Genomic DNA, 13,980 nt, shown 5'->3' on the forward strand with positions numbered 1-13,980 from the left:
AATGGGGTAAGACAGCGACATGTACGACAGTTTCTATGGCTTTACGGCTCGACCGTTCCAGCTGACGCCCGATCCGCGCTTTTGGTTTGAAAGTGCGACGCATCGCACCGCCATGTCCTATCTGGGCTATGGTCTGGCGCAGGGTGAGGGTTTCATTGTCATCACCGGCGAGGTGGGGTCGGGCAAGACGACGTTGGTCGGCCATGTCATGAAGTCGATCGACCCGTCGCGGTTGACGGCAGCGCGGCTGGTCTCGACACAGGTGGCCGATGCCGACCTGTTGCGGCTGGTCTGTGATGCCTTTGGCATCGCGGCCGCGAGCCCGGCGAAATCGGACGCGTTGGCGGCGATCGAGACTTTCCTGCACGAGGAAGCGCGGGCAGGGCGGCGGACGCTTTTGATCGTTGACGAGGCACAGAATCTCGACTTCAGCGCCCTCGAGGAATTGCGGATGCTGTCCAACTTTCAGTTGGGCGAAACCTCGCTGTTGCAGATATTCCTGTTGGCCCAGCCTGAGTTTCGCGCGACGCTCGCTTCGCCGCAGCTGGAGCAGTTGCGCCAGCGGGTGATCGCCACGCACCATCTTGAGGCAATGCTGCCTGAGGAAATCGAGCCGTATCTGATCCACCGCCTCAGCCTGGTCGGCTGGCGAGAGAACCCCGTTTTCGCGCCCGGCGTCTATGACGAATTGTGGCGGGCCAGCGCCGGCATTCCGCGTCGCGTCAACAGCATCGTCAACCGCTTGCTGCTGCATGGCGCGGTTGAAGAGCGGCATATGCTTGATGGCGACGATGTCCGTGCGGTTGTTGACGACATGGGTCTGAGCCGTGAGGAATTGAGTGAGCCGGTCACTGGTTTTGCCCCGGCCCCGGCTCCTGCTTCCGCTCCCGCTTTTGCGAGCGGTCCGGCGGTCGCGCCTGAACTGGCGCCGCGGATGGAACCGCAGCCTGTGGTCGCGCCTGCGCCTGTGCCAGTATCGTCCGCGCATCCCGCGCCCGGCTTTGCCGCTTCCTCCCCTGCGCCGTCGCCAATGGGCGTGTCGGGTGAGGAAGGTAAGAAGCAGAAGATCGCGGCCCTGACCGAACAGACCGAGCAGCTCAAACAGCAGATCGCGGCTCTTGAACAGAGGTGCGATGAACAGGATGCCGCTATCCGACGGATCCTTGGCCTTTTGATCGACTGGGTCGAACAGGGCGAGGAGCCATCAGCGACGGCAGCCCGCGGCCGTGCGGCCTGAGCGGAGCCAGCCATGATCAGAGACGAGAGCAATCCTCCCGTCATCAACGGCCTGTCAGTTGACATTGAGGACTGGTTCCAGGTCGGCGCGTTCGAGCATTGCATCGCACGCGACGACTGGGACAGTCTGGAACGTCGTGTCGAAGCCAACAGCGAGGCAGTGCTTGCGCTGTTCGAGCGAGCCGGGGTGAAAGGTACATTCTTCACGCTGGGCTGGGTGGCAGAGCGTGCGCCGCGACTGATCCGCAAGATTGTCGACGCGGGGCATGAACTGGCGAGCCATGGTTACGACCACAAGCGCGTGTTCATGATGGATGCCGCCGAATTTGCCGCCGACCTTGCCCGGACCCGCAAGCTGCTGGAAGATGCTGGTGGAGTTGCGGTCAACGGCTATCGCGCGCCCAGCTTTTCGGTCGACACGCGCACACCCTGGGCGCACGAGGTGCTGGCCGATGCGGGGTATCGCTATTCTTCGAGCGTGGCGCCCGTCGTGCATGACCATTATGGTTGGCCCGATAGCCCCCGCTTTGCCTGGAAGCCGCTGGATCATGCGCCCCTGATCGAATTGCCGGTGACCACGGGGCGGATTGGCGGCCGCACGCTGGCAGCGGGCGGCGGTGGCTTTTTCCGACTGTTGCCCTATGGATTCAGTCGCTGGGCTGTCCGGCAGGTCAATGGGCTGGGCCAGCCTGCGGTGCTGTATTTCCATCCGTGGGAGATTGACCCCGGCCAGCCGCGTGTGGCCAATGCACCGATGCGTTCCAAGCTGAGGCATTACAGCCGACTGGGCGCGATGGAGGGCAAGCTGGAACGATTGTTGCGGGAATTCCGCTGGGACCGGATCGACCGGATTGTGGACCGGCTTAGGCCAGTGACATCCAGCGAGGCGGGCCGGAGCCTGGCGGCATGAACGCGCTGAGCAGCCTTATGCCACCCATGCCGATGATCAGCGTTGACCCGAGCCCGAGCGATGAGGACATCAATGTCTTTATTGAGCAGCGCGCAGATGCGACGGTGTTTCAAACACCGACTTGGTGCCGCGCTGTTGAGCGGGCGACTGGCCACCCCTATCATCCGCTGGTTATCCGTGGCGCAAACGGGGAAATCAAAGGCTATCTTCCGTTGCACCACGTCCGTTCCTGGCTGTTCGGAGACGGGCTGGTGTCAACCGCCTTTGCCGTCCAGGGCGGCATACTGGCTGATGACGACAATGTGGTTGAAAGCCTGGCGGAAGCGGCCATTGCCTTGGCCGGCCGGTTGAAGGTGCGCAGCATTGAATTGCGAGGCGGACCGGTGCCGCACGGTTGGGCGGTCGATGACACCACCAATGTCCGCTATGTCAAACCACTTGCCGGCACCAGGGATGAACAGCTGGCGGCAATGCCCAAGCGCCACCGCGCAGAAGTTCGCAAGAGCCTGGCGACCGACTTTGCTTTTCTTAGGGCGGATGATGGTTCGGAGCGACAAGATATGCTGCTCGACATTCCGCGCAAACAGCGCGCGGAGGTCCGGAAGTCGCTTGACCTGATCGGCCTGAGTGCTGCTGTCGGGTCGAGCGAAGTGCCGCGCCGGGTGCACTATGATATCTATGCCGAAAGCGTCCGCAATCTGGGCACGCCAGTCTTCCCGCGCCGCCTGTTCAGTGCAGTGCTGGATGCCTTTGGCGATGATGCTGATACGCTCACCGTGTTCAAGCATGGGCGACCGATCAGTTCGGTGCTTTCGCTCTATTGGCGGGGAACGGTCATGCCCTATTGGGGTGGCGGCATAGTTGCGGCTCGATCGCTTCGGGCGAATGAGCGCATGTATTTCGAGCTGATGGACCATGCCCGCCGGCGAGGCATGACTCATTTCGACTTTGGCCGATCGAAAGCCGGAAGTGGTCCTGCAGCGTATAAACACAACTGGGGTTTTGAAGCGCAGCCCCTGCGCTATGCCAAATGGCAGGCCGACGCCGAGGCTGTGCGCGATGTCAGCGCCCAGAGTCCGCGCTATGCCCAGATGGTGGCGATTTGGAAGAAGTTGCCGCTGTGGTTGGCCAATCGGCTGGGACCGATTATCGCACGCCAACTGGGTTGAGGGCGGGAAGACTGCGTGGGGGAGATTTTGTTTCTGGCGCATCGGGCGCCCTGGCCACCGGATCGCGGTGACCGCATTCGCTCCTGGCATGTGCTGCGCGCGCTGGCATCAATGGCAACAGTCCATGTGGCAGCGTTTGCCGACCATGAGGAGGATCGGGCAACCGCTCAACCGGTGCTAGACCGGTTGTGCCGCACCAGCCATGTCGAAGTCCGCACGGCTTCGCGAGCGGGAGCCGCCATCCGCACGCTCCCTCGGCTCCAGCCACTTTCGCTGGGCCTGTTTGGCAGCGCGACCATGGCGGAGCATGTGGACCTGATCCTTTCGACCCGGCCGATCAGTCATGTGTTCGCATTCTCATGCCAGATGGCACAATTTGTTCCGGCCCGTTTTTCCGGCACATTCGTGATGGATTTCGTTGATGTCGATTCAGCAAAGTTCAGCGCCTATGCGCGGGATGACGGGGCTTTGTCTCCCATGCGCTATATCCATGCCTATGAAGGATGGCGACTGGCGGCCTGGGAGCGGATGGTGGCACACCGCGCCAACCTGTCCCTGTTCGTCAGCGAAGCTGAGGCTGCATTGTTCCGCCAAAGGAGCGGGATGGACTGTAGCCGGGTTCGCGCGATCGAGAACGGGATTGATCTCGACCATTTCCGACCGGGTTGTGTTGACTCCCCGGCGGATGGCGAAGGGCCATTGATCGTTTTCACAGGGCAGATGGACTATCGGCCCAACATCGAGGCGGTCAGCGGATTTGTTCGCGACACACTGCCGCTGATTGCTGTGCGGCATCCCGATGCGCGCTTTGCCATTGTCGGCCGGGCGCCGACACCAGAGGTGAGGGCGCTCGCCGGGCAGCTGCGGGTGATTGTGACCGGCGAGGTGCCTGATACACGTCCCTGGCTAGCGGCCGCCGATGTGGTGGTGGCGCCCCTGGCCGTGGCTCGCGGCGTGCAGAACAAGTTGCTGGAAGCCATGGCCATGGGACGCCCTGTGGTATCGTCCCCAGCGGCTGCCGAAGGCATTGACGCGATGCCGGGCCGGGAATTGCGGGTTGCCGCCACCGCCCGGGAGATGGCCGACGACATTATCGCCATTGTTGAGGATCCTGCTGCCGCGTTGGCCATGGGGCAGGCAGCGCGGACGCGTATGGAAGCGCGCTATGGCTGGGACGCCACCCTGGCGCCGCTCAGTAGGATTATCGCCGGAGCGGCGGCGTGAACGTGGCGTTGGAGACGGGCCGGGGATGGTGGTCGCACCTGCGGGTGCTGATCCTCGCCTGGATGGTCTTGCTGGCTGCGTTCCACCGCGATGTCATCCATCTGGTGAGCCTCTGGCTCAACAGTTCGACGTTCAATCATTGTATTTTGCTCCTGCCGGTGATCGGCTGGTTGATATGGTTGCGGCGGCATGAGCTGGCCTTGTTGACCCCGCGCGCATGGACTCCCGGACTGCTTTGGATGGCAGGTGGGAGCATGGTCTGGATAGTCGGTGATGCCGCCAGCGTTGCCATGTTGCGCCAGATCGGCCTGGTCGTCATGGTCCAGGGCACCGTGCCTGCCCTGTTGGGTCCGCAGGTTACGCGAGGCCTTCTGTTTCCGCTTGGATACAGTTTCTTCCTGATCCCCTTTGGCGAGGAACTGGTGCCACCAATGCAGATGCTGACCGCCGACATGGCGATGGCGATGCTCCGCCTGTTCGGCATTCCGGCCTATATCGACGGCATTTTCATTACGACTCCCTACGGCTATTTTGCTGTGGCCGAAGCCTGTTCCGGGGTGAAATTCCTGGTGGCGATGGCTGCGCTGGCGGTGCTGGCGGCGCATCTTTGTTTCAAGACGATGTGGCGTCGGCTGCTGTTCCTGGCCTTTGCGATGATCGTTCCCATACTGGCCAACGGCGTGCGGGCCTTCTCGACCATTTTGATCGCCGAATATTGGGGGACTGATTTTGCCGCCAGTGCTGATCACGTCATATATGGATGGTTTTTCTTTGGCATTGTGATCGCCCTGATCGGCTGGGCAGCCTATCCCTGGTTCGATCGCGACCCGGAAGATGTAATGATTGATGGGCGGCGTCTGGCCGGTTTCTGGCCGGGTAAAGATCATGGGCTGGCCGTGCTGGCGCCCGTTGCGTTGGTGTTGGTGCTGGCGCCGCTGGCTGTTGACCGGATCAGCGCGGCGCGTGCGCAGCCGCTGCCGGTGATGGCTGTCGATTTGGGACCGCCGGGTTGGCAGTTGGTAGAGGGTGAGGCGACAGATTGGCGTCCCCGGTTTGACGGCGCAGACATGCTTTCATGCCGACGCTTTGCGCGGAGCCCAGATGGACCGGTGGTTGACCGGTGCATGGCCGGCTTTGTCCGTCAGGGAGAGGGACGGGAGCTTGTGGGTTTCGGGCAAGGTGCACTCGATCCGGACAGTGACTGGCGGTGGGGTCGGAATCTGCCGGCAATTGGCTCTGGCCAGGCGGTGCGCATGGTTGCGGGCACACAGGTTCGCGACACGTTGACCGTCTATATGATCGACGGGACTGTGACATCGCGCCCTGCCAAGGTGAAATGGTTGACGCTCAAGGCGCGGCTCACTGGTGGCGATGAAAGGGCCTATGCCCTTGTACTGTCGGCACAACCGGCAACCGGGGATGGCGCGCAAGACCGTATCGCGCGCTTTGTCGGCGATTCGGGCGGCCTGGAAACCATGGTCGCGCGCTTGACGGCGCAACGTTGAGCGGCGAGGGACTCAATCATGTGCGGCATCGCCGGTCTTTATCATCCCGAACAACCCCGCCCGATTGACCCGGCGAGGGTCGCTTCGATGTTGGCGCCGATGCGTCATCGCGGGCCGGATGGCGACGGCGTGTGGCAGGCGCCGGGCGTTGTGCTGGGTCATTTGCGCCTCTCCATCATCGACGTCGCCGGATCACCACAGCCAATGCATTCGCCCGACGGGCGGTTGAGCATCGTGTTCAACGGCGAGATCTACAACTTTGCCGAATTGCGGCGCGAGTTGGCGGCGCTTGGCCATCAGTTTCGTACCGAGGGTGACACCGAAGTGATCCTCGCCAGCTATGCGCAGTGGGGCAGCGGCTGCCTGTCGCGGCTGGAGGGCATGTTCGCCTTTGCCCTGTTCGATGCGGCTGACCAATCGCTGCTGCTCGTACGCGACCGGTTCGGCGTCAAGCCACTGTTTTACGCGACTTTGCCTGACGGAACGATTGCCTTTGCGAGCGAGCTCAAGGGCTTGCTGGTCTTGCCGCACCTCAGGGTGCAGGCTGATTTTCGGGCGGTCGAAGACTATATGGCCTTTGGCTATGTCCCTGATGATGCCTGCATTGTTGCCGGCGTGCAAAAGCTGGCCGCCGGGCATTTTCTGCATATCCGCAGGGGACGGCCTGTCCCTCATCCCGTGCAGTGGTGGGATCTCGATTTCTCCCGCCGGATCAAGGTGAAGGAAGCGGAGGCCGAGGAGCATCTCGTCCAGCTTTTGCGCGCTGCGGTGCGCAGCCGGATGGTCGCCGATGTGCCGCTTGGTGCTTTCCTCTCTGGCGGCGTCGACAGCAGCGCGGTTGTCGCGCTGATGGCCGAGGCGAGCAGCAGCGCGGTCAACAGTTGCTCGATCGGATTTGATGACCAGTCGCTGGACGAGACCAGCTATGCGGATGTGATCGCGCGGCGCTATGCCACCGATCATCGGATGCGGATTGTCGCTGCGGATGATTTCGGGCTTGCTGATCTTGTGGCGTTCCATTGCGATGAGCCTTTTGCCGATGCGTCGGCCTTGCCGACCTATCGGGTAAGCCAGTTGGCGCGTGAGGAGGTAACGGTTGCCCTCTCCGGTGACGGCGCTGACGAGGCCTTTGCCGGGTACCGGCGCATGGTGTTCCAGCATCAGGAAGAGCGGGCGCGCCGGTTCCTGCCGGCCTCGCTGCGCCGATCAGTGATCGGGCCGTTGGCGCGGGTGTGGCCCAAGATGGATTGGGCGCCCCGACCCTTGCGCGCCAAGGCAACGCTGGCCGGTCTGGCACGGTCAGGTGAGGAAGCCTATGCGCTGGGCGTCGGTATCATGGGCCCCGAGATGCGGGGCGGGCTCTACACCGATGCGGCGAGGGCGATGTTGGGCGATCATGTTGCCGAGGAGCGCTGGTGGAGGACGATGCGCGATGCGCCGGCGGCGGAGGCGCTCGACCGGGCGCAATATGCCGACATGAAGATCGCCATGACCGGCGACATCCTGACCAAGGTTGACCGTATGAGCATGGCGGTGAGCCTCGAGGCGCGCGAGCCATTGCTTGACCATCATCTCGTCGAATTTGCCGCTACGCTGCCGGCGCATATGCGGGTTCGCGGTGGCACCGGCAAATGGCTGATGAAGAAGGCGATGGAGCGCTATCTGCCGCGTGACATACTCTATCGGCCCAAGATGGGGTTCGTGACTCCGATCAGCGCCTGGTTCCGTGGACCGCTTGCCGCCGAGGCGCGGGCGCTGGCGGCGAGCCCGACACTGGCGCGCACCGGCTGGTTCGACATGGCGGCGATCGGACAGATGGTCAGCGCGCACCAATCTGGCCGCAGCGAATATGGCCGGCCAATCTGGCAGTTCTTCATGCTGGAGAAGAGTTTGCAGCGGTTGTTCGGGATTTAATAGCGGGCACCAGTGAAATAGAGGCCGTCGGGCGGTGCGTTCTGGCCCAATGCCGCCCGGTCCCGTGCTTCGAGGGCGGCACTCATGTCATCAGCGGACCATTGCCCGCGCCCGACCAGCATCAGGCATCCGACCATCGAGCGCACCTGATGGTGGAGGAAAGAGCGGGCCTCGGCGCGGATGACGATGCGGTCTGCCGTGCGGGTAACATCGAGCCGGTTGAGCGTCTTTTCCGGGCTGGCCGACTGGCAGTGGACCGAACGGAAGGTGGTGAAATCATGCCGGCCGACGAGGCGCTGGGCGGCATCATGCATGGCGTTGGCGTCCAGATCAGGCACTACCCGCCAAGCGAGGCCGCTCTCAAGCGTCAACGGCGGGCGGCGGTTGATGATCAGATAGTCATAGACGCGGCCGGTGCAGGAAAAGCGGGCGTGCCAATCCTCATCGACCAGCACACAGTTGAGGACGGCGACCGGGTGCGGACGGATGACGGCGTTGATCGCTTCCTGCATGCGGAAGGGATCGAGCGCCTTTTCACAGTCGAAATGGGCCGGCATGGCGCGGGCGTGGACCCCTGCGTCGGTGCGCCCGGCGGCGGTGGCGGTGATCTGTTCGCCGGTGATCTTGGCAATGGCTTCCTCAAGCGCCTGTTGCACACTGGGACCGTGCGATTGGCGCTGCCAGCCCATGAAGGGGCGCCCATCCCATTCGAGCGTGAGGCGATAGCGTGGCATCAATCGAGCCGGGTGCCGGGCGCGATGCTGAATCCGCGCAGCAGCTCCGCCACGCCCATCGCGCCGCGGCCGGCGCGCTGGATCAACGTCGGGCGAATTGCCCCGGGGTTGCAAGCGATGGTGAGGCTATCGTCGAGGATGGTGCCGGGGGCCATGCCCACCGGGGCCTCGGCGGGCGGGACCACGTCGGCGGCGAGCAGCTTGAAGCGTTCGCCTCCCATTTCGAACCATGCGCCCGGCATGGGGTTGAACGCGCGCACGCTGCGTTCGACCTGCACGGCGGAGAGGTTCCAGTCGAGCCGCGCCTCATCCTTGCTGATCTTGGCGGCGTAGGTGATGCCGTCTTCGGGCTGGGCCACTGCGGGGTGGCTGTCGAGGTCGGCGAGAACATCGACCATCAGGCGGGCGCCGAGCTGGGCGAGTTCGGTGGTCAGTTCGCCGGCGGTCTTGCCCGCGATGGGCGTGCGACCTTCTAACCGGACCGGGCCGGTATCGAGTCCGGCCTCCATCTGCATGATGCCCACACCGGTCTCGGCATCACCCGCGAGGATGGCGCGCTGCACCGGGGCGGCACCGCGCCAGCGGGGGAGCAGCGAGCCGTGGACGTTGAGGCAGCCGTGGCGGGGCGCGTCGAGGATGGCCTGGGGCAGGATCAGGCCATAGGCGGCGACGACCGCGACATCGGCGTCGTGCGCAGCGAACTCAGCCTGTGCCTGTGCGTTACGCAGGCTGGTGGGGGTCAGTACTGGCAGGCCCAGCGCGGCGGCGCGGGCGTGGACGGGGGAGGGTGTTTCCTTTTTGCCGCGATGCGCCGGGCGTGGCGGCTGGCTGTACACCGCGACGACATCGTGCCCTGCCGCGACGAGGGCATCCAGCGTCGGCACCGCAAAATCGGGCGTTCCCATGAAGATGATCCGCATGCATGCGCCTTTAGGGGAGGGGGCGTGTGAAGGGAAGGGGAGAGCGCACCCCTTGCACCGTGCACCGTCGCCCCCTATCCCTTCGGGCCATGGCATCCCCCGCGATCGAAGCCCTTGTCCAGCAACTCGCCCGCCTCCCCGGCCTTGGCCCGCGCAGTGCGCGGCGGGCGGTGCTGCATTTGATCAAGCGGCGGGAGACGGCCTTTGCCCCGCTGCTGACCGCGCTGACGGCGGTGCATGAAACGCTGGTGACGTGCCAGACTTGCGGCAATGTCGACACGTCGGACCCGTGCGGCATCTGCGCCGATCCGCGCCGCGACGCGCGCTCCATCTGCGTTGTCGAGGAAGTGGCCGACCTGTGGGCGCTCGACCGATCGCGCCTGTTTCCCGGCAAATATCATGTGCTCGGCGGCAAATTGTCAGCACTCGACGGCGTGCGGCCCGAAGACCTCGCCATCGAACCGCTGGTGCGCCGGGTGGCGGCTGGCGGCGTGGACGAGGTGGTGTTGGCGATGAACGCGACGCTCGAAGGGCAGACGACCGCCCATTACATCACCGACCGGCTCGAAGGCTTGCCGGTGCGGCTGACGCAACTGGCGCATGGCCTGCCGGTGGGCGGGGAATTGGACTATCTCGACGAGGGGACATTGGCGCAGGCGCTGAGGGCGCGGCGGCCTGTGGGGTGAGGTATTCAGGGATGGATGACGATCTAAATACAAACACTAGAGACTATATTGTGGCGGTAGGGCGAAGTGCTGTCAGCCTGGTGCCTTTCGTAGGAGGTGTCCTAGGAGAGATTATTAGTGTTAGCGTCCCTCGTCAGAGGCAAGATCGAATTGTTGAATACGTGAGAATGCTTGATGAAAAGATAAATTTGTTAGAAGATTCGATGCAGAAGCTAATTTCGGAAGATCCGGAGCGAATTGACTTGATTGAATCTGGTGCATACTCGGCAGCATCTTCAACTTCTAATCAGAGAATTAAATATATAGTATCCCTAGTAATTTCGGGAATTTCATCAGAAGATTCTAATATAATCAGGAGAAAGCGGCTTCTAAAAATATTGGATGAAATTGATGACGACGAACTTTCAATACTAATTGCGTTTGGTCAATCTTATACGGGCCATGCTCGGGATGCGTGGGATAAGATTGACCGTCCGATGCCAATTCACATGCAATCGGAAAACGATGAAATTGAGCGCAATCACCTTTTCGATTTTGGGCAAGAGCGATTGCTCACACTTGGTCTCATTTCCATGAATTTTGGGAGCTTAAAAAGAGGCCAGCTCCCAGAGTTTGATCCGAAGAAGGGTCGATTTAAGGGTGGTTTGCGGATCTCAGCGATGGGAAGAATATTTCTCAAAGAGGTTGGTGTAGAGCAACCTATGGGTTCCTAGTCTCAACCCCTTGACCTCTCCCCCGCACAAACCTACCTCGCGCGGCATGGCCATTCTTCCTATCCTTGAGACACCCGACGCCCGCTTGCGGCAGATTTCCAAGCCGGTCGAGGTGTTTGACGACGCGCTCAAGACGCTGATCGCCGACATGTATGAGACGATGTATGATGCCCCCGGCATCGGCCTCGCCGCCATTCAGGTCGGCGTGCCGCAGCGCATCCTCGTCATCGACCTGCAGGAACCGGACCCCGAGGATGAGGAAGGCAAGCGCATCCTGCGCACGCCGCGCACCTTCATCAATCCGGTGTTTTCTGATCCTTCGGAGGAAATGAACGCCTATTCCGAGGGCTGTCTGTCGGTGCCCGAGCAGTTTGCCGATGTGATCCGCCCTGCGGAAATCACTGTCGATTGGCAGGATGAGGACGGCAATCCGCACCGCGAGCGGATGACCGGGCTGATGGCGACCTGTATCCAGCATGAGATGGATCACCTAGAGGGCATCTTGTTCATCGACCATCTCAGCAAGCTGAAGCGCGACATGGTGCTCAAGAAGCTTAGCAAGATGCGCCGGGCGGGGTAAGGTTCGGCGTCCCTCCGACTGCCATTCTTCCTGTAACCATCATGTCGCCCCCGACTTGATCGGGGAGCCATGGCCCAACGATAGCATTTGGCGCACGGTTTTCGGCGGCTCACGATGACGATGTTGGCGGGCGCGATCGGCGGCACAGGCTGTCAGTCTTGACCATGGGCCCCCGGTCGAGCCGGGGGCAACATTTGCTTTGCCGGGGAAGCCGCAATTGGCCGCTGCCCCCTTCCCAGTGGCAGTCGTTCCGGCTATGTTCGCAGACATGGATGCTGTTTCGATCTTTGCCGGCCTGTTGGTCGGCCTCGCGCTGGGTGCTTTTATTGGTTGGCTGCTGGGGCAGCAAAAGGCGGGTGCTGCGACGGCGGGGCTGAGCGCACAAGTGGCGACGCTGACTGCCGAGCGCGACCAGCATCTTGCCAATTTCCGCAAGGCAGCGGTTGATCTGGAAGCGGCGGACCGGGAGCGGGAGGCGCATGCACTTGAACTCGTCAGCCTGAAAACACAGCGCGAGGCCGATCTGGCTGCTCATGCCGCGCAAGTGGCAGTCCTGACCGAGGCGCGTGACGCCCTGTCTGCCCAGTTTCAGGAGGTGGCGGCGAAGTTGCTTGACCGGGCGCAGGCGCAGTTCCTTGAACAGGCGGGCGAACGGTTCAAGGCGTCAGAGACGCAGGCGAGCCACAAACTTTCGCAACTGCTGCAGCCGGTCAACGAGCGGCTGGCCCGCTATGAAGAGGCAGTGTCGGCAGTCGAGAAGGAGCGGCAGGCGGCGTTCGGCAACTTGCATGGCCTGATGGAATCACTCCGCCTGTCAAACGAGGGCGTGAAGGCCGAGGCGGCGCGCCTGTCCAATTCGCTGCGCAATGCGCCCAAGGCGCGGGGCCGCTGGGGTGAGCAACAGTTGCGCAATGTCCTCGAAAGCTGTGGCCTGTCGGAATATGCCGATTTCCAGACCGAGGTCAGTGTGGGCATTGAGGATGGCGGGCGGTTGCGCCCCGATGTCATCATTCGCGTGCCGGGCGGGCAGAGCCTCGTCATTGACGCGAAGGTCTCATTGAACGCCTATCAGGACGCGTTCAACGCCGAGGATGAGCTGAGCCGCAGTGCGGGGCTTGCCGCCCATGCGGCCTCGGTGAAGGCGCATATCAACAGTCTCGGCAACAAGGCCTATTGGTCACAGTTTGAGGCCGCGCCTGACTATGTGATCCTGTTCATTCCGGGCGAGCATTTCCTGGCCGCCGCGCTCGAAACCGATGCGACGCTGTGGGACTTTGCCTTTGAAAAGCGGGTATTGCTGGCGACGCCGACCAATTTGATCGCCATCGCGCGGACAGTCGCTGCGGTGTGGCGGCAGGAGCGCATGGCCGACCAAGCGCGCGATATCGCCGCGCTTGGCAAGGATCTCTACGCCCGCATGGCGACGATGGGCGGACACATCGGCAAGCTCGGCAAGAATCTCGATACGGCGGTCACCGCTTACAACAGCTTTGTCGGCAGCTTTGAATCGCAGGTGTTGACACAGGCGCGACGGTTTGAGGCGCTCGACATTGATACGGCCCAAAAGGCGATTGATGCGCCGCCGGTGATCGAAACGGCGATCCGGCAGCAGAGCAAGCTGTTGCCTACCGCCAGTGCGAACGATGAGGCGGCGGAATAGCGCGCCGGGTCAGATGACCCGTTCGAGTACCGCGTTGCTCTCACCCGCGCTGAGGATCATGCGGCCATCGGCGGCGAAACGGATGCTCATCGACTGACGGAACAGCGCGAGCAGGGCGCTTTCCTGAAGCATGACCGGGCCATCACAGGCCATGCGGGTCGATACCGCCTGGCTGACGGTGAGCCGGTTGCCATCGCTGAGGAAATTGCCGGAGATCTGGTTGCACCCGGCGGTGCCGCTGACCGTGCCGTTGGCAAAGCGGAGTGTCGCCGGACGGTCGCCGACCATATCGCGCCCGTTGATCGAGACGATCCGCCAGTTGGTCCTGTCGAGCGAGGCTGGCGGCAGGACCGGCCCTCCGCATCCGCGCAGGGTGCGGCCATTCACTTCCACCATCACCGTATCGGCATAGCGACGGTCGCTCATGCCGTCGTTGCAGGGGCTATGCGTAATGTCGACGCTGATCTGGCGCGTGACATAACGTTCGCCGTTGAGGCTCGGCCGGGCACCGGGATTGGCAACGATCACCGGGCGACCTTCGGCGGGGCGGTAATTGATCCGCGCCGGCGTGATTTCGAGTGCCCAGAAGGGCTCGGTACCCAATGCCAGCCACGCGCTGGTGCCAGCAGGAGGCACCGGGGCATCGGGTGCGGGCGTCAACGGTGCACAGGCGGCGAGCGCGAGGGCGGTGGATGCGGTAAGGAGGGTGAGAGCTTTGTTCATGGCGGC

Annotated in this window: 13 protein-coding genes; 10 read left to right on the plus strand and 3 right to left on the minus strand. The window is 62.8% G+C overall.

The features are described 5' to 3' along the window. The first annotated feature begins 19 nt into the window (after positions 1–19). The 6 genes from GV829_RS09400 to GV829_RS09425 are packed head-to-tail and all read left to right on the plus strand — an operon-like array spanning position 20 to position 7,958. Entirely contained in the window at positions 20–1,237 is a 1,218-nt protein-coding gene (locus tag GV829_RS09400) for an XrtA/PEP-CTERM system-associated ATPase (RefSeq protein WP_169946095.1), read from the plus strand. Positions 1,238–1,249: 12 nt separating this feature from the next. Then, the gene (locus GV829_RS09405) at positions 1,250–2,146 is read left to right on the plus strand and encodes an XrtA system polysaccharide deacetylase (RefSeq protein ID WP_169946097.1); all 897 of its coding nucleotides are present in this window, start codon (positions 1,250–1,252) and stop codon (positions 2,144–2,146) included. After that, positions 2,143–3,315 (plus strand): GNAT family N-acetyltransferase, encoded by a 1,173-nt coding sequence (locus tag GV829_RS09410; protein WP_246202810.1) that lies wholly within the window; start codon positions 2,143–2,145, stop codon positions 3,313–3,315. The genes GV829_RS09405 and GV829_RS09410 overlap by 4 nt, the downstream gene beginning before the upstream one ends. Before the next feature lie 15 nt (positions 3,316–3,330). Beyond that, a complete protein-coding gene (locus GV829_RS09415) occupies positions 3,331–4,539 on the plus strand; it encodes a TIGR03087 family PEP-CTERM/XrtA system glycosyltransferase (RefSeq protein ID WP_169946099.1) in 1,209 nt (402 codons plus the stop codon). Beyond that, entirely contained in the window at positions 4,536–6,044 is a 1,509-nt protein-coding gene (gene xrtA / locus GV829_RS09420) for an exosortase A (RefSeq protein ID WP_169946101.1), read from the plus strand. Before GV829_RS09415 ends, xrtA begins: the two co-directional genes overlap by 4 nt. A gap of 18 nt (positions 6,045–6,062) precedes the next feature. Further along, on the plus strand, positions 6,063–7,958 hold the full coding sequence (locus tag GV829_RS09425; RefSeq protein WP_169946103.1) for an XrtA/PEP-CTERM system amidotransferase: 1,896 nt from the start codon (positions 6,063–6,065) through the stop codon (positions 7,956–7,958). Here the strand turns inward: GV829_RS09425 and truA are convergent. Further along, a complete protein-coding gene (gene truA, locus GV829_RS09430) occupies positions 7,955–8,692 on the minus strand; it encodes a tRNA pseudouridine(38-40) synthase TruA (RefSeq protein WP_169946105.1) in 738 nt (245 codons plus the stop codon). The two genes, GV829_RS09425 and truA, sit on opposite strands and share 4 nt — an antisense overlap. Continuing rightward, positions 8,692–9,612, minus strand: a complete 921-nt coding sequence (fmt, locus tag GV829_RS09435) for a methionyl-tRNA formyltransferase (protein WP_169946108.1) — start codon at positions 9,610–9,612, stop codon at positions 8,692–8,694. Before fmt ends, truA begins: the two co-directional genes overlap by 1 nt. An 89-nt stretch (positions 9,613–9,701) precedes the next feature. Here fmt and recR point away from each other — a divergent pair, with 89 nt between their 5' ends. The 4 genes from recR (at position 9,702) to GV829_RS09455 (ending at position 13,251) form a co-directional block, all read left to right on the plus strand. Continuing rightward, on the plus strand, positions 9,702–10,298 hold the full coding sequence (gene recR, locus GV829_RS09440; protein ID WP_169946110.1) for a recombination mediator RecR: 597 nt from the start codon (positions 9,702–9,704) through the stop codon (positions 10,296–10,298). 11 nt (positions 10,299–10,309) lie between these two features. After that, entirely contained in the window at positions 10,310–11,011 is a 702-nt protein-coding gene (locus GV829_RS09445; RefSeq protein WP_169946112.1) for a hypothetical protein, read from the plus strand. Positions 11,012–11,057: 46 nt separating this feature from the next. Beyond that, complete coding sequence (gene def, locus GV829_RS09450; RefSeq protein ID WP_169946113.1) at positions 11,058–11,591, plus strand: peptide deformylase; 534 nt, start codon at positions 11,058–11,060, stop codon at positions 11,589–11,591. Between the two features lie 268 nt (positions 11,592–11,859). After that, positions 11,860–13,251, plus strand: coding sequence for a DNA recombination protein RmuC (locus GV829_RS09455; RefSeq protein ID WP_169946115.1), 1,392 nt, complete (start codon positions 11,860–11,862; stop codon positions 13,249–13,251). A 9-nt stretch (positions 13,252–13,260) separates the two neighbouring features. Here GV829_RS09455 and GV829_RS09460 read toward each other — a convergent pair whose 3' ends face one another. Then, positions 13,261–13,974 (minus strand): META domain-containing protein, encoded by a 714-nt coding sequence (locus tag GV829_RS09460; RefSeq protein ID WP_169946117.1) that lies wholly within the window; start codon positions 13,972–13,974, stop codon positions 13,261–13,263. Positions 13,975–13,980 lie beyond the last annotated feature (6 nt).

The sequence above is a fragment of the Sphingomonas lacunae genome, from assembly GCF_012979535.1.
GTDB classification, from domain to species: domain Bacteria; phylum Pseudomonadota; class Alphaproteobacteria; order Sphingomonadales; family Sphingomonadaceae; genus Sphingopyxis; species Sphingopyxis lacunae.

What these genes read in the sequence shown, in the direction of transcription:
- GV829_RS09400 (WP_169946095.1), top strand. Translation starts at nt 20, where the DNA reads ATGTACGACAGTTTCTATGGCTTTACGGCTCGACCGTTCCAGCTGACG.
- fmt (WP_169946108.1), bottom strand. Translation starts at nt 9,612, where the DNA reads ATGCGGATCATCTTCATGGGAACGCCCGATTTTGCGGTGCCGACGCTG.
- GV829_RS09460 (WP_169946117.1), bottom strand. Translation starts at nt 13,974, where the DNA reads ATGAACAAAGCTCTCACCCTCCTTACCGCATCCACCGCCCTCGCGCTC.
- GV829_RS09425 (WP_169946103.1), top strand. Translation starts at nt 6,063, where the DNA reads ATGTGCGGCATCGCCGGTCTTTATCATCCCGAACAACCCCGCCCGATT.
- truA (WP_169946105.1), bottom strand. Translation starts at nt 8,692, where the DNA reads ATGCCACGCTATCGCCTCACGCTCGAATGGGATGGGCGCCCCTTCATG.
- GV829_RS09455 (WP_169946115.1), top strand. Translation starts at nt 11,860, where the DNA reads ATGGATGCTGTTTCGATCTTTGCCGGCCTGTTGGTCGGCCTCGCGCTG.
- GV829_RS09410 (WP_246202810.1), top strand. Translation starts at nt 2,143, where the DNA reads ATGAACGCGCTGAGCAGCCTTATGCCACCCATGCCGATGATCAGCGTT.
- def (WP_169946113.1), top strand. Translation starts at nt 11,058, where the DNA reads ATGGCCATTCTTCCTATCCTTGAGACACCCGACGCCCGCTTGCGGCAG.
- GV829_RS09405 (WP_169946097.1), top strand. Translation starts at nt 1,250, where the DNA reads ATGATCAGAGACGAGAGCAATCCTCCCGTCATCAACGGCCTGTCAGTT.
- GV829_RS09445 (WP_169946112.1), top strand. Translation starts at nt 10,310, where the DNA reads ATGGATGACGATCTAAATACAAACACTAGAGACTATATTGTGGCGGTA.
- recR (WP_169946110.1), top strand. Translation starts at nt 9,702, where the DNA reads ATGGCATCCCCCGCGATCGAAGCCCTTGTCCAGCAACTCGCCCGCCTC.